The following is a 19,298-nucleotide window of genomic DNA, read 5'->3' as shown; positions in this document are numbered from 1 at the left end:
TATTGCCCTTATCTTTCAACAAGCTTTTTCTAGTTTAGTTCATTGTAAACTAGGTTAGACATGGAATAATTAGAGCCCCATTGGTTGTTGTAACGAACCCACCGAACGTTGCGCCCACCGCTCCACCACTTTCTTTCAGTTTTAGTTGCAAAGCTAACATTCAAACCACCGTAATTTTTATTATTGTTAACAGTTGTGAACTCGCTACCTTTGTTATTATTTATCGTACCGCCATGGGTTGTTTTTTCACCCATCAATATCGGGTAGTGATTTGCCCATAAAGAGCCTGCACCGCGCACCGATTTAAGCTCACCATTATTTGCGACATTGCCGACACATGACTGGTAGTCACCAAAGTTCGCTGCCCCGCAAGCACTATGCATCGCAACAACACTATCACTTTTGCCCGTTAAAAATGGCTTAGTAGCACCTGCAAACTCTGTTCCTGTTCCCACATAGCGAAGTCGAGGAACACCAACATAACCAGTTGCAATAGACCTAGATTTAGAAGGTACTAGGTCATACATTACTCCCATTTTTCCTTTTTGCGGTGTAAACTGAAGTGCTTGCTGAACAGCCCAGCGCTGAGCACTATTCACTGCGCCACTACCTTCAGAAATAGCGACAGCAATTTCTGCCAGCTTTGTACCACCACCGGCACCTGCAAAGTCAATGACGGCATCAACTTTTACTTTATTACTGAGCCCCCACGCACCAAGGTTTTTTAACATGTAGCGAGTCACTAAATCTCCAGTAGAGTGAGTGACAAAAATACAACCGTTAATGCAGTCGTTCCCCAATGCGATCAACTGACTTCTAATTTTGTCTTTAATTTTCCCTTCAACACGCTCAGCTGAAGGCCAATATAAAATATGCTTGTTGACGTTACTGACTTTGCCGCGCCAATAGTCTTGCCAGTAGCTTTTCGCACCATTTAGCAACTGGCTATCAGAGCGGTTTTGATTTATATCCGTCGAAATAAAGCCGTGGACTAGAATGACATTTTTCCCAGCTAATTTAGCAGAAGCATTCATGCTAATGAGTCCTAACAATATCACGGCGATGTGTTGTAATAATTTTGGCATTTCTTTTCCTTTTTGGTTTGTTATTGTTTTGCGTCCTTACGTTACTGCTCCTAAAATTTTTACTGGCTAATGTTTGCAATTGCTTTCATTACTCGTATGCGCTCTTTGTCGTGCGGATCGTGGTGTGGAATATTCGAAAATGTCGAAAAATCGACTCTGTCAATGTGATAGCGTGACTCTAGTGCTCGCCCTTTCAGATCAAAAGACTCTCCTATTGCAGCACTTCGTGTTATGTCGATATCTGCCAAATAGTAAGGTCCTTCAAGACCAGACACTTTTAGCGCGTCAATATGGGCTTTCAACGATAGTTTGTTGTTTAGCGATGACATCTCACCTTCAGCAGTCAGGTGAATTAAAGGTTTGTTCGTTTGTTGCTCATAGAGGTTTCCTGTAATGAAGAAATAACCTTTTTGCTCTACATCAAACTCCAAGGAAATATTTAAGAACTGCTCTTGGACAGAGCCAGTGCCGACAGAATTGAGTTCAGCAACCGGTGCCTGATACCTGAATGGGTGGAACGTATACAACGCTTCACCATTTACCATCACTAATAGACGAGCCTCTACTTCAATCGGCCAATCACTCGCATTTATTAGAGATGTATCAATGTCAAACTGCCAACTTGACTCTTGATGCGATGGTTCTAGTCGATAGAGCTCATCACCATCAACACTGCTTAGCCAAATTGTGACATCATCTATTTCCTGTGTGTCATTTAGATGGGCCAAAGCGTTTATTGAGATAACCTCTTCCTCAAAATAAGTCGACCTTTGAGTACTAATCCCCAACCTAACTTCACTATCATCGCTCTCTAGTAAAAAAAGGGTTTCAGATTGCACTGATTCCAAGCTAGGCTGAAAACTCTCAAGTGGTGCGTGTTGAGTTATCGGCTGTGAAAACGGAGGGTACTTCGTATGCTCGATGAATGACATTAATGCGTTTGGACTTTCCACTTGTCCAAGCAGCTTCTGATCAATTGATTTTTCTTGAATGTCTGTGGATTTTGATATGACTACAGTATCTACGTCTGCTTCATGCAAACTCTCTTCTGCAAGCATTGTTTTGCCTTGCGGCTGAATAGAATCTCGAAGCCAGAACTTCGACCAAAAAACAAAAGTTGCACATACAAACGCAACGCCTGAAATTATTATTGTTATTTTCTTCATAGCGATATCTCATCATGGATGCGATATCAGCCTAGATTAAGAAAATAATTGCTGCAATTTTAATCATACAATATGACTTAACATATCTTATAAAAGATATAATACATTTGCATTTAGTAGTTAAATATCAAAACGTTAGTTGTTCAATTTACAAACTAAATAGCGAATATAACCTTTATTTATACTCGCTATTTTATTAGTAGATGATTTTTAAGATGTGGATCGATAGCAGTGAGTTACGGACGAGGAATTAATTACCGCGCAGAGGGTTTACGCGGCCGCCGGTAACTTTGTCAGCACGACCTTCTTCTTTCGCTTTTTCAGCGCGACGCTTACGCACTTCTTTAGGGTCAGCAATCAACGGGCGATAGATTTCTATGCGATCTAGGTCTTGTACTTCTTCAGAGAGCTTGACCGCTCTGTTCCAAATACCTACTTTGTTTACTTTCAAGTCGATATCTTCAAATAAAGCCATGATGCCAGACTCGATAATTGCCTGCTCGACGGTTGTACCCGGCAATACGGGTAACGCAATCAACTCTTGTTTGTTTGGCGTGCCATAAACAACTTCAATATGAATTTGTCCACTCATTAGCCATACACCTTTTTCGCACGCATAGTAAACGCTTGAACCATATTGTTCGCTATATGGTTAAACACTTTGCCGAATGCTAAATCGAACATTTTATTGGAAAACTCATAGTCTAGGTTCAAGGTAATTTTACAGGCTTCGTCAGATAATGCCGTCAATTCCCATACGCCTTTTAATTTTGAAAACGGCCCATCAACCAAGTCTAGTGTGACTTGTTGATTTTCAACTAATGTATTCTTCGTTGTGAACCATTTGTTGATACCTGCTTTAGATACTTTTAACGCGGCTGTCATCGACGCTTCGTCATGAGAAATTATTTTGCTGTCGGTACAGTCAGGCAAGAATTGCGGATACGCAAGAACATCATTAATAAGTCGGTACATTTGTTCGACACTGTGCATAACCAACGCACTTCTATGTATTGACGGCATTTATCCTCCTAGTAAGACGGCGCAATGATAGCAAAAGCAATCACAAAGCTCACCCTAAGGTATAAAAAATCAAATTATTTTTGTTATACGATTTAAAACCGCTAATTTCTCCGTATAATGTGCGCCGTTAACGTTGGAAATACAATGGCAAAGAAGAAATCTAAACAATCAAACAGCAACACCATCGCCTTAAATAAAAAAGCACGCCACAACTACAATCTTACCGATAAGTTTGAAGGTGGTATGAGTCTTCAAGGGTGGGAAGTGAAAAGTATACGCACCGGTAAAGTCAACATCTCTGACTGTTTTGTCATGGTAAAAGACGGGGAAGCGTATTTAGTTGGTAGCGAGATTTTGCCACTCAATGCAGCCTCTTCACACGTTGTATGCGATCCAACACGAGACCGAAAATTACTCCTTAACCGCCGAGAGCTAGATAGACTGATTGGTGCAGTAGAACGTGATGGCTATTCATTAATAGCAACCGCTATGTACTGGAAGCAATGTTGGGTAAAGCTCGAGTTTTATCTAGGTAAGGGTAAAAAGTCGCATGATAAACGCGCTGATATCAAGGACCGTGAATGGAGCATTGATAAAGGGCGTATCATGAAAAACAAAAATTTGGGCAAGTAACTGTCTAAAAAATATCACGTTGTTTAACGTGAGAGAGCAAGGTAAAATGCTCTTAATTGCACTTAGGTGCATCAAATACTTTGGGGCCGATTTAGGATTCGACAAGATTCGCGAAACCCAAGGTGCATGCCCAGGGGCGGTTGGCCTGGTAAAAAGCCGCAAAACTATAGTTGCAAACGACGAAACGTTCGCACTAGCAGCTTAATGCTAGCCATCCTCTCGACGCTTGGTTCATTGGCGTGAGAAGCGATGGTCATATCAAATGGACTAGCGAGGGAACTCTGTCTGAGGGTGAACCGCGAAACAGTATCAGACTCACCAGAAAGCAGCCTGTCGTTCGGCGGCTGACTGGTTAAATAAAAGATCGACTAAGCATGTAGGACCGAGGATGTAGGTTTTTTGGACGGGGGTTCAACTCCCCCCGGCTCCACCACATTCAATGAATAGAGTGACAACGTTACTCTGTTATCTAAGAGAGATTTTAGGCGGAGTGTTATAATTGGTGGTAGCGATTAAGCTGCTTCGTCTAGCGCTCATCAACCTAGCCGTACAAAGTTAGGTTTACACTAAATGAGCGTTGTTTGTCGAGATACTTTACAACGACATAAAAAAAATCGTTCAAAAACAAAATAAATCCTTAAAAATCAAAACCATAAAACCAAGGCACGTATTTTGCTTCGGTTGATATAATATATAAAGTTAAGTACATCTAAATCACTGAGGTACAAAATGATGTTAAATCCAAAAAAATGGATTGCTGCGGGTTTAGTTTTAGCGTCTTCAAGTGCACTTGCTAGTGTTACGTCAACTTCATTTCAAACTATTGAGGTTAATGGAAACACTTATGCTAATGGGGAACCTGGCTCAAACTTCAACACATTCTCTATAGATGCAGGCAATGGTATTACAATTGATGTTTCGGGCTGGTCTGATACAGCTGGAAGCTCAGTACCTAACGGGATGAGTAACAACAACTACAACAGAGATGCATACATTGAACGTGCTGTTGACTTAGACCGTAATGGAAACGGTTGGTCTATGGTGAACGTTGATGAAGCAAATGGTGCCTGTGGTTATCATCACTCTGCTGACAACTCAATCAACCAGTGTGGTACGAATGGCTACGGTGACTACGACTTTTTCTTGCTTGATTTCAACGGTGTTGATGTACAGCTCGATCAAGCGGCATTCAGTTGGCGACTTGGTAACACATCTGATAACCAAGTAACTTTCATTGCATTAGATTCGAGTTACGGTAACGACCTTACAGGAGATACCTTTGCAGACTTGCAAAGCGGCGCTTCTGGTTACGGTTACTCCCAAATGTTTAACGGTGGCAACATATCAAGCTACTATGCAGATGTGAACGTAAACAGCTCATCATCGCTATGGGTAGTGAGTGCGTACAACAGTATGTTCGGTGGTAATTCGAACATGGAAGGTAATGATGGTTTCAAGCTAGCTGGTGTGCAATTTACGGTAACACCGCCAACAACAACCACAATTCCTGAGCCTACTCCGTTTGCTATTATGGCGGTTGCCCTTGGTTTACTTGTACGAACAAGAAAACAACAGTAGGCAATAAAGCGCTGAAAAAGATGGCTTATGCCATCTTTTTTTATGTCTATTAATTGCTACTATAAGAAGAAGTAAGTCGTCTACTTGATTTGTCTATATGAAAACATTTTTATTTATTTTTTGTCTCCTTATCTCCACTCTCTCTCTCGCTTCTGACAACTTAGAGAAAGCCGTAGCTGCATATCAAGCAAACGATGTTGATACTGCTTATATCTACCTTAAAAACGCATTACAAGAAGATGAAGACAACCTACCCGCTAAAGTATTGATGGGTCACGTGCTAGTTGCCAAAGGATTGTATAGAGACGGTATTCAAGAATTTAACGATGCGCTGTTAATGGGGGCGGACGCAAACCAATTTATTTATGAGCAAGTGCGCGCCATGATGCTAATTGGTCGCTACCAAGACATCATTGACTTACTCAAACATAGAGCCCTCAATGAAAAAGTTGAAGTAAAAACACTGCTTGTCAAAAGCAATGCGTTGATGGCAATGGACAAAACAGAGCAAGCACTTGAGCCTTTAGTTAGAGCTAAAAATTTAGCGCCGAAAGACGCCAGTGTTCTGAGCTCATTGGCCAACTACTACATCACTATTCGACAATTCAAAATCGCAGAGAACTACATAAAAAATCTGATCGAGTTTACACCGCAAAACAGCAAAGTCTGGAATCTCTATGCGGACTTTTACACTGCACAGGGTATGGAGAAAGACGCACTTGAAGCGTTAACAAAAGCACATGATTTTGATCCTGATGACCCTGTCATCATGCGCGCGTTGGCTCACCAATACACAAATTTTCGTAAGCATGAAAAAGCACTAGAACTCGTCAATACAATTATTGAGAGAACGCCAAACGACCCTTATGCGAGATTACTGAAAAGCCAACTGCTGACTCAGAATAACCAACTCGATGAAGCCCAACAGATCCTTGAAGACATCAGTGCAAAACTTTCATTGCTGACAGACGCTCAGAAGAACAGTAACGCATCGCTAGCCTATGTTGCTGGTGCTGCAGCCTTTATGCAGGGAAACCTAGAATTAGCCCAGAAAGAATTGGTAACTTATGTCAACAGTAACCCTAATGACTTATCTGGTCTGAATATGTTGACAGAGATTTATCTTCAGCAAGGTCAGCCAGATAAAGTTCAACAGTTACTGGAAAGAAATGAAAAAATAGTACTACGTGACCTTGGCTTATCATTAAAGCTTTTCAATGTTTATCTGCAAACAAACAAAACATATAAAGCGAAAAACATCTTAGCCGACTTATCCAAAACGTTTACGAATAACAGCCAGATTATCATCGCTCAGGCAAATTATTTGGCTAAAAGTAAACGCTATAAAGAGGCATTAGCGTTATTGGATAGCCACCAACCTGAACCAGTAACGGCTACTTTCGCCCTAAACAAAGGGTTGATTTATATGGAACAAGGTGACTACAACCAAGCAAGAAATATTGCCGAAGATTTGCTCAAACTTGCCCCAAACAACACAAGTTTCATTAACTTCAAAGGCGTCATTCTTTTGCGCAGTGGTCAATATTTGGAGGCTGCGAACGAATTTAATCGGGTACTAACGATAACGCCAGACAATTACACCAGTAGTTTCAATTTAGCGAATGCATATGCTAAAAATCGAGAGTTTACCAAGGCACTATCAATAGTAAATAAACTGCATTCAAACGGAAGTACACAGCAACCGCTTTTGATGCTTAAAGCTAAATTGGAACGTGACACAAGGCAAGCAGACAAAGCGAGAGAAACAGTCACTGCGGTGCTAGATAAAGACGCATTTCATGTGGGTGCCATTGAGTTACTGATGGGGCTTGAATATCAAACGGGCAACTATCAAAAAGCGTTAGACCTAGTAAATAAATTAGAAAACCAAGTGTTTTTGGAACCCAAGCATCTAATTTATAAAGCGAATATTTTTATCAAACAAAAGCGGTATAAAGAAGCTAAGCAGACATTAGGTGTACTGCAAGGGCTAGCTGAAAACGGTGGCGAATTTTACCAACTGAGCTTGTTACAAAACAAAGCATTTGACCTTGAAGGTGCTTATAAAAGTATTGAGCAAGCGATAATAAAACAGCCAAACATTGCTATTTATCATTTTACTAAAGCACAATTTTCTCTTGCCTTAAACCCCATAAAAGAGAGCAAATCACAAATATCTGCGCTAAATAAAAAGTATCCTGAAAATGCAAATGTCGCATTACTTCAAGGAGATTTGGCACAAAAAGAGCAAAAACTTAATGACGCTTTTAATCACTATTGGACTGCTCTCAAAAGAGATAACAACTTCAACGACGCGGTAACACGCCTCTACGTGCTGGCTAATCAACAGGTAAAGCCTAAAGCCTTTGAAAAGCGTTTGGAAGATCTACTCACAAAGAACGCTAATAATGTATACATGCGCAATTTACTTGCTGACTACTATTTAAATACCAATCAGCCCGAAAAGGCACGTAAACACTACGAATTAATTGATAAAAATCAAACATCTAATTACGCTAACATACTCAATAACTTAGCAAATATTTATTTGAGTTCTGATTTATCTAAAGCACGGGAGTTAGTTGAGCAAGCTGTCACTTTATCGCCAAATAACTCATCTTACATGGACACTCAAGGTTGGATACTCTCTTTACAGGGGGAACATGTCGAAGCATTAAAGAAATTACGAAATGCATATGCACTCAATTCATCAAACCCGAGTATTCCCTATCACCTAGGCTTTACTTTGCATAAACTTGGCCGTGACATTGAAGCAAAAATAGAGCTAGAAAAAGCATTAGCGAGTGACACCCAGTTCTCGGGTCGAGAAGATGCTGAGCAGCTTTTAAACGAATTAAATAAACAGAGTTAGATTAAAAAAGCCCCTTGCCAGGGGCTTTTTTAATCTAACTACTTTATATATTTTGATCCGCTAACAACACTACAAAGCTTGAATTCATTCCTTCAACTTTTAGCGCCTCTATTCTTAACGCGATAGCTTTATGACACCCTAAGGCAATAAGAGTAAACCGCCTTGGAATACATCAAAAACTAAAGGCAATAAAAAAAGGGCCTTCCGGCCCTTTGCGCAAAAATATGATTACTTCAAGCTAATCGTCGTATGAACCTCTGAACCATCTTGATGATCAGGTTCAAACCAACGTGCTGTCACAGATTTAGTCTGTGTCCAGAAGCTAACTACTTGCTTACCATTAGGACCTAAATCTCCTAGCTTAGATGCACGAGAGCCCGTAAAACTAAAGTATGCAACAGGCACCGGAATTGGTACGTTGATACCTACTTGGCCGACATCAATATCATTTTCAAACTTACGTGCATTCCATCCACTTGACGTGAAAATAGAGGTACCGTTACCGTTAGGATTAGCGTTGATTATTTCAATTGCTTCTTCCAACGTCTCAGCTTCTAGTACACATAGCGCAGGACCAAAGATTTCTTGCGTATAGATATCCATATCAGTGGTTACGTTAGAGAACATAGTTGGGCCAACAAAGTTGCCCTTTTCATAGCCCTCTACGACACAATCGCGACCATCAACCAGTAGCGTTGCACCTTGCTCCACACCCGAGTCTAAAATACGGATAATACGTTGTTTGGCTTGCGGAGAAACTACCGGACCTAGGTCTGCATCACGTTGTGTACCTGGGCCAACTTTCATTTGCTTCGCGCGTTCAGCAATTTCAGGTAACCAGTTACGTGCTTCACCCACTAAAATAGTAACAGGGTTGGCCATACAACGCTGACCTGCAGCACCAAAAGCACTACCTAATAAGTCATTAATTGCGCGATCTTTGTTGGCATCCGGCATGATAACCATATGGTTTTTTGCGCCCATCATGGCTTGTGCACGCTTGCCGTGTTTACTTGCATGGTTATAGACATGTGTCCCCACATTTGTTGAACCAATGAAAGACACCGCTTTTACATCATCATGTTCACACAATGCATTCACGACATCTGGCCCACCATGAACAACATTAATAACGCCCGGCGGAATACCTGCTTCTAGTGCTAACTCAACAAAACGAATAGTTGAGGATGGATCTTGCTCTGACGGCTTTAATACGAATGTGTTACCACAAGCAACCGCTGGCGGGAACATAAATGCAGGAAGCATTACTGGGAAGTTAAACGCTGTAATACCCACACCAACACCTAATGGTTTGTTCAACGTGTATGTATCAACACCTGTTGCAGCGTTATTCGCCATTTCACCTAATTGCAGGCGTGTAATTGAGCAAGCATTTTCAACCGCTTCTAGCGCTCGCCCTACTTCACCCTCTGCATCTGGTAGTGTCTTACCGTGCTCTTCGGTAATTAGTTCTGCAATTTCACTTGTGTGTTGACGCACCAATTCTTGGAACTTCAACATAATGCGCATACGGTTTGTTAACGAAACTTTTGACCATGTCTTAAAAGCTTCTTTTGCAGACGATACCGCGGCTTGAACTTCTTCCGGTGTGGCCATTGGCACACGAGCAACAACTTCTTGTGTTGCAGGATTAAGTACGTCTAACCATTGGTCAGATGTTGATTGCACTTTCTCGCCACCGATAATCAGTGGAATTTCTTTGATCGTCATATGTTACCTCTAAATGGGCGTTATACCTGTCGTAATGCCGCTAAGGTAGTCCTTATACTAGAGACATACAATACACATTTATGCAATGTACTTTGCATTTTTACAAACATAGTAATTAGCGTTACAATAAGTCTATGAATTGGGACGATTTACGCATATTTTTAGAAGTTTCGCGCACAGAAAAGTTATCTGTAGCCGCTAAACGCTTGAGCCTAGACCCCTCAACGGTTTCACGACGCCTACATCAATTAGAAGAAAGCTTATCGACGCAACTATTCGAACGAACAACCTCTGGACATTTTCTCACAGAAGACGGCACCAAGCTTGTAGAGTCCGCCAGAAAAATTGAACAAAATGCAGCTATGGCGTTTGAGCAAATCGCCAACCAAAATCAAGGCGACTCGGGTGTGGTAAGAATAGGTGTTACCGAAGCATTCGGTAATCACTTTGTCGCCCCAAACCTGAAAGAACTGAAAGCACTGCATCCACAGATAGATATTGATCTTTTGCACTTTGGACGCAATGTGAAAATAAGTCGTAACGAAGCAGATATTGCCATTGCTATTGAAAAGCCCAAAGGCACATCAATGATCGTCACTAAACTCACTGACTACACGCTGAAGCTTTATGGATCAAAATCTCTTCTAAAATCTTGTCCGCCCAATTCGATCAGTGACTTATCCGCGATGTCCTGGGTAACCTATGTCGATAACTTACTATTTACAGAACAATTAAGTTTCTTAGATGAAATTGGAACTGACATCGTACCAAGTTTCAGAAGCACAAGTGTCAACAGCCAGTTTGCAGCAATTAAATCAGGGTTAGGCATTGGCATTCTGCCCTGCTTTCTTGCTGAAACAGACCCCGAACTGACGCCTGTATTACCCGATACAATTTGTCTCACGAGGAGCTTTTGGTTGGTAACACACCCTGAGCTTAAGCGACTTAAACGTGTATCCATTGTCTGGGATTATTTAAAAGCGCTCGCAGAAACCAATCAAAACACGTTGCAACCTAGTTAACGGCATTGCAATTATCGCTGCTTAGTGCTTAAAGCCTATTTTACTAATACAGAATAAAGCTACTCACACTGTCATCGCTATTTAGTTCAGACGGTGCTACGGCAAAGCCAAGTTTTTCAAGCAACTTGATTGACGCAGTGTTCTGATGACTTGTTATCGCCATAACAGGTCTGAGTGCTTTGAAATGGGCCAATACCGCTTCACATGCTTCAAAGGTGTATCCTTTACGGTAATATTGTGGCAAAAGCGCATAGCCAATATCAGGGAACGGCAAAGTATCGCGTTTAAGTAATCCACATAACCCAACTGGTGTGCCTTCATCGAGCCTCATTGCCATCAGACTAAAGCCATTTTCTTGTTGGCACTTTGCTGGTCCAGTAGCAATGTATTTTAGGGCTGACGCCTTATCAGATACTTGTTTGTCACCTATTTGCTCAATGAAATCTTCAGTATTAAGCAGTTCTAAAATAAATGGCCAGTCACTCGGTGTTAGCGGAGATATTGTAAGACGTCCAGAAGAGATCATAACGCGCTATTAATCCTGTATTATTTGTACGTGGTTTAAGTAATCGTTTAACGCGTCTGCCCTACCTAAATTTACCTGGCAAACACTTTGTTGATATTGATAATTGAACACTTCAAACCACAATGATAAATGCTTTGCGGCATTGCTTTCATTCATAGCAGCCAGACTTCTCGCTGCTACTTGTGCTGTCGCGAACTGGTTATCTACTTCTGCTTTTCGATTGTATTGTTGAGAGTCCGCCTCTATACCAGCTCCCGTGAAACTTAGAATAGCCAATTCATTTAGATATGGGCTTTTTCTAAACATCTTCTTTGCTTCTCTCCAACTACCGTCCAGTAAAATAAATAACGGAGTGAGATCTGCAACAGTATTATCAGGCAAGAAGTTTTCATAAACAGTCTGGTTTTCGCCAGCATAAACTCCTGGAAATACAACCACAGGAAAATACTTTTTATCTGCTAATAACGCTGAAAGCTGTGAATTAATCTCTGTACGTGACCACAAAAAACAATGAGTATCTGCCACCACATCAGCTATCAATCTTGCAGTATTACTGGGTTTTAGTACTTCAGCATCATGCATTAACAGTAAAAATGCCGCGTCCGTTTTGGCTTGTTTGCGGAAGTGACAAATACAGTTTTGCATCGCGACTTGGCAAAGCTCACATCGTTGCACTTTTTTGCCCCGTGCATTAAACGGTTTAGTGCTGATGCTTTTTCGGTATCGATAGATTCTTTGGACAGCGTGCAAGGTATTCAAAACGGTCAACAAGTGATGAAAATGATTTTACCTCGTGTCCAGGTTTGTTGCGAACTTTGTATACCAAGGCTAAAAAACGAGAAAGGCGCCAAAAGGCGCCTTTCTCGTTTTTTAAGTCATATTCACTAGATTTTATCGCTAGGAGATACTTTCACACGAATTATGTCTACATTTGGCATTTCTGGAATGTTGTCGCGTAATTGATTCTCCATTTCGTCAACATCTGCCAGTTTCATACATAGTTGATGTGCACTCTCTTCAATACTTTCAGCACGTGCTTCCATTTGCTGCTCGATTTCTTCTCCAAACGTTTCCATGCGAGCTTCAAATGCTTCCATGTCGCCACCTGAGAATAACATTTCGCGTCCCATTGCGATCATTAGCGTGCCCATTGATTTTTGGACGGCATTTTCGATAGATTCCTCTAAACGATTTTCAAAATCTTCGCCGAAGTACGTATCGCCAACAAAGCCGTCTTCACTAAACTCAATGCCATTTTCTATGGAAAATGACGTATTAACATGTTCGCTAAGCTTATCAAGTTCAATATTTAAATCTTCACTAATTTGATTGCCAGAACCTAACAATTCAGTGAACGCCAAGTCGATACCTTCTTTCGCTAAGCCAATCCCTTCAATTGCAATAGTCTTAACTTCTGGCACTAATGCACGAACATTGCTTGCGTATTCACCAACCAAGTCTTCTTGCGCACCATTAAGCGCCACTTCCTCACCGTTCACAAATAATGTGTCACGTCCAACGATTTTATAACTGTTGTTGTGATCATCTCCAAACTCTAATGCTTCAGTTGTCATCTTAACGCGGCCATTTAGGTCAACATCGCACGAGTCTGTATTAAAATCATGCGCAAACACGGAAGACGTTAATAGAATACTTGCACCTGCTAAAATCTTTTTCATTGGATAGTCCTTTTTATTTTGGCTTTCACTTTATTACACAGATGTTATTACAAATGACGCGCCAACATTATTATCGCATATTTTTCAACAACTTAAACAAGAATCAGCTCTAAAGCGTCTAGTGCACACTATCTATATTTAGTTATTTAAGCCAATTATTCGCTTTTTACACCATCTTATACAACCAAGAATCTAGCCTTAATTCACTGGGTAATTTCGATAAGTGTTTGAACTGTGTTAAATTCAACTTTTCGGTTTTCATTCAAGCATTATTATTCATCCGACAGGAAATCGCGAAACTATGACATCGCAAACGGACTATTCAGAAAAACCTAACGGTACAGGCATAAAACGCATCATCAAAGCAGCATATTGTTCTTTTAAAGGATTTAGAGCGGCATATGAGCATGAAGCTGCATTCAGACAAGAACTTGTTATGTGTGTGATATTGACGCCATTTTCATTCTTTCTAGCCAATTCAATGACCCAGCTGATGGTGCTGTTGATGACTTTAGCGTTTGTGCTGTTCGCTGAAATTATTAATTCAGCCATTGAAGCACTAGCAGATAAAATCACACTCGAGCATGACGAATTAATTGGAAGAGCCAAAGATCTTGGCTCAGCTGGTGTCTTTATCGCGTTTACTTTACTTGTTTTTTGTTGGGGACTAGCAATTATTGAGCGGTTTTTTTACTAGGTTCGATAATCGTTTCGTCATCGCCAGCCAAATTTTGCATCCACTTTTTAGTGAACGTGCGCCAGCCAAATAAAACAATTTTGGCAATCTCTTCAGAGTAGGCAGCTAAAGCGACCCAAATTAGCGGTAACTGCCAGACAGTTGCCGCAACGAAGGTCAATGGAATACTCACTACCCACATGCCTGTGATATCTGTCACCATACAGAATTTATTGTCGCCACCTGCACGCAATACGCCTAGAGCTAATGTCATATTCGTGACTTTCAGCCATGCTCCCAACGCGATCAGCACAAAAACTTGCTTAGCCATGAATAAGGTTTCTGGTGCCATATTTTGGTAAGGCATTAAAATTAACGACTGTAACGACAATACCAGCCCGCCGGTCACTAGCGCCACTGCAGGGCATATTAATAGAAACGCTTTTGCAACACGCCATGCTTTATCAAAATCATCCGCCCCCAGTGCTTGCCCGACCTGGATTGAACACGCCGATGCAAGTCCAAAAAATAAAGACAGAAACATACCCTCTACAGGTGACAATAAACTCATGACAGCAAGTGATTGAGTGCCTAACTGACCGTAAATCAATTGATAAACAAACGTTCCAACTGACCAGATACCGAAACTGATCATCATTGGCCACACCAAGTGAAATAATTTCCACCAATCTTTTTTCTTGCGCAGTTCGGCCAAGTCCCCTGACTTTGGCGCTAACATGTGTTTTGCCGAAATTAAGAAAAGCACCAAGATAGCCAGATGGATAACTCTGGATATAAGGGTTGCCCATGCAGCCCCCTCTACACCGAGTGCTGGTACCCCAAAGCCACCATTGATTAGCCAATAGTTCAATACAATATTGATTGCAATGGCAATAACGCTAAAGACCATGGGCAATTTAACCTGGCCAATGCTACGTAACGCGTTCTCAATAATAAGTATGATGCCCACGAAAACGAGGCTTGGCATGGTTATCCATAGATACGTTTCTGCCAATGAAATAAGTTCTGGGTCATTCGACGCCCAACTAACGACATTATCAGCAAGGAAAAAGCTGGCTACTGCAATAGGGGTCAGTGAACAAATAGCAAAGACACTTGCCATTTGCATCGTTTGTCTAATTTTGATCGTTCTACCTGCACCGTAATATTGTGCAGCCAAGACGCCAACGCCCCACGATAAACCAGTCGCAATAACAAGTACAACGAACTGAATTCGATTCCCTAACCCAACTGATGCAACTGCTGCATCACCTAAATGCCCAACCATTACGACATCGATCATGCTTAGCAACGTCACGAGTAGATTCTGTAATGAGATAGGCCACGCTAATCTGAGTGACTGGCGCAATTGAGACTCTGGGTTAGCTGTCATTAATTGTGAGACGGTTTGTAGTTGAGAACCCACTATTTTAGCGCGATCGACACTATTGTGCTTATTGAATACGTATTTATTTTCAGGTAAAACATGACAAACTCCTGCCGAGGTGGCAGAGAGATACCTGGAAAACTTATGAAAAAAACGTTAGTAGCATTGGCACTGTGTGTCGCATCAACAGCATCGTTTGCCAATACTGTTCAACCAGCTCCTTTAGTCTCTATTCCTACCCATGACAATTTTTTCAGTGCGATTGCAAAGCACTGCGATAAATCGTTTGCAGGCAAGGTAGTAAAAGACACCAGTCATAGTGAATATTTCAAAAATAAATCATTAATAATGCATGTGAGAAAGTGCACAGAAAACGAATTACAAGTGCCTTTTCATGTAGGTAAAAACGCCTCTCGTACGTGGATTATTACCAAGACTGGCTCTGGGCTATCACTAAAACATGACCACAGGCATGAAGACGGCAGTCACGACACACAAACCATGTACGGCGGGCATACTGCCGATGCAGGATGGGACAGTGTGCAGTCGTTCCCAGCAGACCAGTACTCTAAAGAATTATTTGTTAAGCAAGGGATACCGCAGTCTGTGGATAATACTTGGCAAATGTTCATCTATCCGGACACGTTCAGCTACCGTTTAGTGCGTCAAGGTTTTGAGTTTCGTGTTGACTTTGACTTAACCAAACCTATTGAATCTCCAAAAGCACCCTGGGGATATTAACTCACTGATTTATCTAAGAGTAAATCCAATAAAAAAGGGGCTAACGCCCCTTTTTTCATTTTGCTGTCCTATTTATGATGCTGACTTCAGCTTATTACGTAATTGCTGAATAATACTGTAGAAATATGGTACAAGCAGTGTACCGAGTATTGTCGCTGCCATCATACCGGCTAGGACCGTTAGACCCAAAGATACACGACTTCCTGCCCCTGCGCCTGATGCGAATACTAAAGGCAGAACCCCTAACACAAACGAAAGTGCCGTCATTAATACCGCTCTAAAACGCAGTTGTGCGGCCTCCACAGCAGCTTCAAATACGCTCTTGCCTTGCGCATGGAGCTCCATTGCAAACTCAACAATCAATATTGCTGTTTTGGTTGATAAACCTATCAAGAGAACCAAGCCGACTTGCGCATAAATGTTGTTGGGCATCCCAACCATATAGAGCGTTATCATCGCGCCAAATATCGCTAAGGGTACCGCAGCAATTACAGAAAATGGAATTGTCCAACTTTCATATTGCGCAACCAAGAACAAATAAACAAACAGCAAGGCGAGACCAAACAAAACTGGGGCTAAATTACCTGCTTCAATCTCTTGTTTAGATTGGCCAGCCCATTCAAATACATAACCTTGTGGTAAGTTTGCAGCAAGTTCTTCCATTACCGCAATTGCTTCACCCGAAGAATATCCAGGTGCGCCCTGTCCGGTTATGCTGGCGCTGCGATATAAGTTGAAGTGATTAATTGTTGTCGGTCCCAAAATGGGATCTAATCGCGCCAACGTGGTTAACGGCACCATGTCACCATCGGCGTTACGAACGTAGTAAAAGTGAAGGTCTTCAGGTTTGGCACGATATTCACTTTCCGCCTGAATCGTTACCCGATAAGTGCGTCCAAATTGACTGAAGTCATTGATATATAGAGAACCAAGTTGTGCTTGCAAAGTTGTGAAAATATCAGATAGCGCCACCCCCTGTGCTTTGGCTTTATTGCGATCAACAACTAATTGGTATTGAGGCACAGTGGCGCGATATGTACTAAACACACGGGTAAGCTCGGGCCGCGCATTAGCTTCAAATATCAAACCATTCATGACTTGAGCCAGCTCGATAGGATCTTTACCTTCACTGTCTTGCAACTTAAACTCGAAGCCAGCAGCGTTACCCAGCCCAGGAATGGGTGGCGCGTTGAAAATCATAATTTGGGCATCTGGCATTGTCCAAAGTTGCCCCATTAGTCTTGGAATTACTTGCTTCAATCCAAGCTCTGGAGAGTTACGTTCTTCCCAATCATGAAGCATGATAATACCAAAGCCATTATTTGAACCCGCACCGCCCATTAACGAGAAACCCGATACAGTAATAATATCGCTTACAGCCGGGTCATTTTTAATTAGCGGAGTAATACGGTCAATAACGGCTTGCGTCCGGTTTGCTGAGGCCGCGTCAGGCAATTGCACATCTAAGAAAACAAAGCCTTGGTCTTCTGCTGGCACAAATGCAGTCGGTACTTGCGTAGTTAACCAGCCCGTCGCCACAAACACAGTACCTACCATAATACCAATACGTAATGCGCGTTTTAATAAATAAGACACTGCGTTGGTGTAGCTGCCCGTTAGTTTTTTGATACCGCGCTCAAATGGCATCAGCCAACTAACCGGCTTCATATTTTTCTCACTAAGCAGCACGGTACAAAGTGCAGGACTCAACGTAAGCGCATTGACAGAGGAAATAAGTACAGCAAACGAAATAGTGACCGAGAACTGTTTATAGAGCTCACCAGTTATGCCTGGCATAAAGGCTACGGGCACAAATACAGCCAACAGTACTAGCGTTGTTGCAATAACAGGTCCTGAGACCTGTTCCATAGCTTTAGTCACCGCTTCTTTAATTGGCAGCTTTTCTTCTTTAATGAGACGTTCGACATTTTCAATAACAACAATTGCATCATCCACAACAATACCGATAGCCAGTACCAAGCCAAATAAGGTAATAGTGTTAATCGAGTACCCCATAACCTGCATAAACGCGAAGGTACCAATAAGTGATACCGGAATAGCAATCGATGGAATAATCGTCGCTCGCCAGTTTTGTAAGAACAAAAACACGACCAAGATTACCAAACCAACGGCTTGATAAAGTGTTACTTGTACTTCTTCAATCGAACGCAGAATAAACTCTGTCGTGTCATAAGGTATGGCATATGCGAGTCCGTCAGGAAAACGCTCAGCCAATACTTTCATTGTTTCTTTGACCCCAATTGCAACCTCTGTTGCATTGGCATCAGGCAGCTGATAGATAACCAGAAAGGCGGTTGGCTGACCGTTAAGCTTGGCGTTTATACCATAATCTTGAGAGCCAAGTTCAATACGAGCCACATCAGCAAGCCTTACATAGCTGCCATTTTCATTCGCCCGAATAATCGTTTGCTGAAATTCTTCTACTGTTTTCAAACGACCTTTCGCTTGAATAGAGTATTCGAATTGTTGATTAGGTAATGCCGGGCTTGCACCAAATTTACCCGCAGCAACAATCAGGTTTTGCTCTTTAAGCGACTGCTGTATTTCGGCAACCGTGACACCTAGAGACGCCATGCGATCTGGCTTTAACCAGGCACGCATACTGTAGCTCATTTCGCCCATCACGGTTGCTGCTGCAACCCCAGGTACACGGGCTAACGGTTCCGTAAGATAGTTTGTGGCATAGTTGCTGAGAAACAGCTGGTCAATATTATCGTTTTCACCATACAAGTTGATCGCCATCAACATGTTGGATGACTTTTTCTTAACACTTACGCCCTGACGGTTAACTTCTTCAGGTAACATATTTTCGGCAAGTGCTACACGGTTTTGCACGTTGACTTGTGCGATATCCCCGTCTGTTCCCACTTCAAAGTAAACAGTTATTGTCGCAGTGCCGTTGTTAGATGCCGTTGACTCGATATACATCATGTCTTCGACACCGTTGACCTGCTCTTCTATCGGCCTTATTACTGCCTCTTCAACGACTTGTGCACTTGCACCAGGGTATGTCGCGCTAATTTCTACTTGCGGAGGTGTAATTTGTGGGTACATATTGACTGGCAATACGCTCATTGCGATCAAGCCAGCAATAGTAATGACTATCGAAATGACGAAAGCAAATTTAGGGCGCTCAATAAAGGTTTTACTTATCATAC

The 19,298-nt window shown here is 41.8% G+C and carries 16 protein-coding genes and 1 other RNA gene; 7 read left to right on the top strand and 10 right to left on the bottom strand.

Going from position 1 to position 19,298, the window contains the following annotated elements; genetic code table 11:
- Positions 1-29: 29 nt before the first annotated feature.
- The 4 genes from ACFSJY_RS08140 to ACFSJY_RS08125 all read right to left on the bottom strand — a co-directional run bounded on the left by ACFSJY_RS08140 (position 30) and on the right by ACFSJY_RS08125 (position 3,274).
- On the bottom strand, positions 30-1,085 hold the full coding sequence (locus tag ACFSJY_RS08140) for a lipase family protein (RefSeq protein WP_386033107.1): 1,056 nt from the start codon (positions 1,083-1,085) through the stop codon (positions 30-32).
- Between the two features lie 59 nt (positions 1,086-1,144).
- Positions 1,145-2,251 (bottom strand): hypothetical protein, encoded by a 1,107-nt coding sequence (locus ACFSJY_RS08135; protein WP_386033105.1) that lies wholly within the window; start codon positions 2,249-2,251, stop codon positions 1,145-1,147.
- A 250-nt stretch (positions 2,252-2,501) separates the two neighbouring features.
- Complete coding sequence (locus tag ACFSJY_RS08130; protein WP_386033103.1) at positions 2,502-2,843, bottom strand: RnfH family protein; 342 nt, start codon at positions 2,841-2,843, stop codon at positions 2,502-2,504.
- Complete coding sequence (locus tag ACFSJY_RS08125; protein ID WP_386033101.1) at positions 2,843-3,274, bottom strand: SRPBCC family protein; 432 nt, start codon at positions 3,272-3,274, stop codon at positions 2,843-2,845. Before ACFSJY_RS08125 ends, ACFSJY_RS08130 begins: the two co-directional genes overlap by 1 nt.
- 144 nt (positions 3,275-3,418) lie before the next feature.
- Between ACFSJY_RS08125 and smpB the strand changes: the two genes are divergently transcribed.
- The 4 genes from smpB to prsT all read left to right on the top strand — a co-directional run bounded on the left by smpB (position 3,419) and on the right by prsT (position 8,357).
- Complete coding sequence (gene smpB, locus ACFSJY_RS08120; RefSeq protein ID WP_386033099.1) at positions 3,419-3,907, top strand: SsrA-binding protein SmpB; 489 nt, start codon at positions 3,419-3,421, stop codon at positions 3,905-3,907.
- A gap of 82 nt (positions 3,908-3,989) precedes the next feature.
- Positions 3,990-4,340: a transfer-messenger RNA gene (gene ssrA, locus ACFSJY_RS08115) on the top strand.
- Between the two features lie 296 nt (positions 4,341-4,636).
- Complete coding sequence (xdp1, locus tag ACFSJY_RS08110; protein WP_386033096.1) at positions 4,637-5,485, top strand: exosortase-dependent surface protein XDP1; 849 nt, start codon at positions 4,637-4,639, stop codon at positions 5,483-5,485.
- A 97-nt stretch (positions 5,486-5,582) separates the two neighbouring features.
- A complete protein-coding gene (gene prsT / locus ACFSJY_RS08105; RefSeq protein WP_386033094.1) occupies positions 5,583-8,357 on the top strand; it encodes an XrtA/PEP-CTERM system TPR-repeat protein PrsT in 2,775 nt (924 codons plus the stop codon).
- A gap of 228 nt (positions 8,358-8,585) precedes the next feature.
- Here prsT and ACFSJY_RS08100 read toward each other — a convergent pair whose 3' ends face one another.
- The gene (locus ACFSJY_RS08100; RefSeq protein ID WP_386033092.1) at positions 8,586-10,088 is read right to left on the bottom strand and encodes a CoA-acylating methylmalonate-semialdehyde dehydrogenase; all 1,503 of its coding nucleotides are present in this window, start codon (positions 10,086-10,088) and stop codon (positions 8,586-8,588) included.
- A gap of 134 nt (positions 10,089-10,222) precedes the next feature.
- On the opposite strand from ACFSJY_RS08100, the gene ACFSJY_RS08095 reads away from it, so the two are divergent.
- The gene (locus tag ACFSJY_RS08095; RefSeq protein ID WP_386033090.1) at positions 10,223-11,110 is read left to right on the top strand and encodes a LysR family transcriptional regulator; all 888 of its coding nucleotides are present in this window, start codon (positions 10,223-10,225) and stop codon (positions 11,108-11,110) included.
- Positions 11,111-11,153: 43 nt separating this feature from the next.
- On the opposite strand, the gene ACFSJY_RS08090 is transcribed toward ACFSJY_RS08095, so the two are convergent.
- The 3 genes from ACFSJY_RS08090 to ACFSJY_RS08080 form a co-directional block, all read right to left on the bottom strand.
- Complete coding sequence (locus ACFSJY_RS08090; protein ID WP_386033088.1) at positions 11,154-11,636, bottom strand: GNAT family N-acetyltransferase; 483 nt, start codon at positions 11,634-11,636, stop codon at positions 11,154-11,156.
- A gap of 9 nt (positions 11,637-11,645) precedes the next feature.
- A complete protein-coding gene (locus ACFSJY_RS08085) occupies positions 11,646-12,311 on the bottom strand; it encodes a tRNA-uridine aminocarboxypropyltransferase (RefSeq protein WP_386033086.1) in 666 nt (221 codons plus the stop codon).
- 209 nt (positions 12,312-12,520) lie between these two features.
- The gene (locus ACFSJY_RS08080) at positions 12,521-13,315 is read right to left on the bottom strand and encodes a DUF2884 family protein (RefSeq protein WP_386033084.1); all 795 of its coding nucleotides are present in this window, start codon (positions 13,313-13,315) and stop codon (positions 12,521-12,523) included.
- Positions 13,316-13,616: 301 nt separating this feature from the next.
- On the opposite strand from ACFSJY_RS08080, the gene ACFSJY_RS08075 reads away from it, so the two are divergent.
- Positions 13,617-14,012: a diacylglycerol kinase gene (locus tag ACFSJY_RS08075; RefSeq protein WP_386033082.1), complete on the top strand. Its 396-nt coding sequence runs from the start codon at positions 13,617-13,619 to the stop codon at positions 14,010-14,012.
- Here the strand turns inward: ACFSJY_RS08075 and ACFSJY_RS08070 are convergent.
- Positions 13,990-15,417 carry an MATE family efflux transporter gene (locus ACFSJY_RS08070; RefSeq protein ID WP_386033080.1) on the bottom strand — a complete coding sequence of 476 codons (1,428 nt, stop codon included), beginning with the start codon at positions 15,415-15,417 and terminating at the stop codon, positions 13,990-13,992. The two genes, ACFSJY_RS08075 and ACFSJY_RS08070, sit on opposite strands and share 23 nt — an antisense overlap.
- A 105-nt stretch (positions 15,418-15,522) precedes the next feature.
- Between ACFSJY_RS08070 and ACFSJY_RS08065 the strand changes: the two genes are divergently transcribed.
- Positions 15,523-16,119 carry a hypothetical protein gene (locus tag ACFSJY_RS08065; protein ID WP_386033078.1) on the top strand — a complete coding sequence of 199 codons (597 nt, stop codon included), beginning with the start codon at positions 15,523-15,525 and terminating at the stop codon, positions 16,117-16,119.
- A 72-nt stretch (positions 16,120-16,191) separates the two neighbouring features.
- Here the strand turns inward: ACFSJY_RS08065 and ACFSJY_RS08060 are convergent, their stop codons facing one another.
- A complete protein-coding gene (locus ACFSJY_RS08060) occupies positions 16,192-19,296 on the bottom strand; it encodes an efflux RND transporter permease subunit (RefSeq protein ID WP_386033076.1) in 3,105 nt (1,034 codons plus the stop codon).
- Between the last annotated feature and the right edge of the window lie 2 nt (positions 19,297-19,298).

This window comes from Thalassotalea euphylliae (assembly GCF_042682785.1).
Lineage (GTDB): Bacteria > Pseudomonadota > Gammaproteobacteria > Enterobacterales > Alteromonadaceae > Thalassotalea_F > Thalassotalea_F euphylliae.
This window is presented reverse-complemented; position numbering and strand designations above follow the sequence as displayed.

Bases quoted from the DNA above. Each gene is read 5' to 3' on its own strand.
- ACFSJY_RS08095 (WP_386033090.1), top strand. From the start codon at position 10,223: ATGAATTGGGACGATTTACGCATATTTTTAGAAGTTTCGCGCACAGAA.
- ACFSJY_RS08125 (WP_386033101.1), bottom strand. From the start codon at position 3,274: ATGCCGTCAATACATAGAAGTGCGTTGGTTATGCACAGTGTCGAACAA.
- smpB (WP_386033099.1), top strand. From the start codon at position 3,419: ATGGCAAAGAAGAAATCTAAACAATCAAACAGCAACACCATCGCCTTA.
- ACFSJY_RS08075 (WP_386033082.1), top strand. From the start codon at position 13,617: ATGACATCGCAAACGGACTATTCAGAAAAACCTAACGGTACAGGCATA.
- ACFSJY_RS08065 (WP_386033078.1), top strand. From the start codon at position 15,523: ATGAAAAAAACGTTAGTAGCATTGGCACTGTGTGTCGCATCAACAGCA.
- ACFSJY_RS08080 (WP_386033084.1), bottom strand. From the start codon at position 13,315: ATGAAAAAGATTTTAGCAGGTGCAAGTATTCTATTAACGTCTTCCGTG.
- prsT (WP_386033094.1), top strand. From the start codon at position 5,583: ATGAAAACATTTTTATTTATTTTTTGTCTCCTTATCTCCACTCTCTCT.
- ACFSJY_RS08135 (WP_386033105.1), bottom strand. From the start codon at position 2,251: ATGAAGAAAATAACAATAATAATTTCAGGCGTTGCGTTTGTATGTGCA.
- ACFSJY_RS08130 (WP_386033103.1), bottom strand. From the start codon at position 2,843: ATGAGTGGACAAATTCATATTGAAGTTGTTTATGGCACGCCAAACAAA.
- xdp1 (WP_386033096.1), top strand. From the start codon at position 4,637: ATGATGTTAAATCCAAAAAAATGGATTGCTGCGGGTTTAGTTTTAGCG.
- ACFSJY_RS08090 (WP_386033088.1), bottom strand. From the start codon at position 11,636: ATGATCTCTTCTGGACGTCTTACAATATCTCCGCTAACACCGAGTGAC.
- ACFSJY_RS08140 (WP_386033107.1), bottom strand. From the start codon at position 1,085: ATGCCAAAATTATTACAACACATCGCCGTGATATTGTTAGGACTCATT.
- ACFSJY_RS08060 (WP_386033076.1), bottom strand. From the start codon at position 19,296: ATGATAAGTAAAACCTTTATTGAGCGCCCTAAATTTGCTTTCGTCATT.
- ACFSJY_RS08100 (WP_386033092.1), bottom strand. From the start codon at position 10,088: ATGACGATCAAAGAAATTCCACTGATTATCGGTGGCGAGAAAGTGCAA.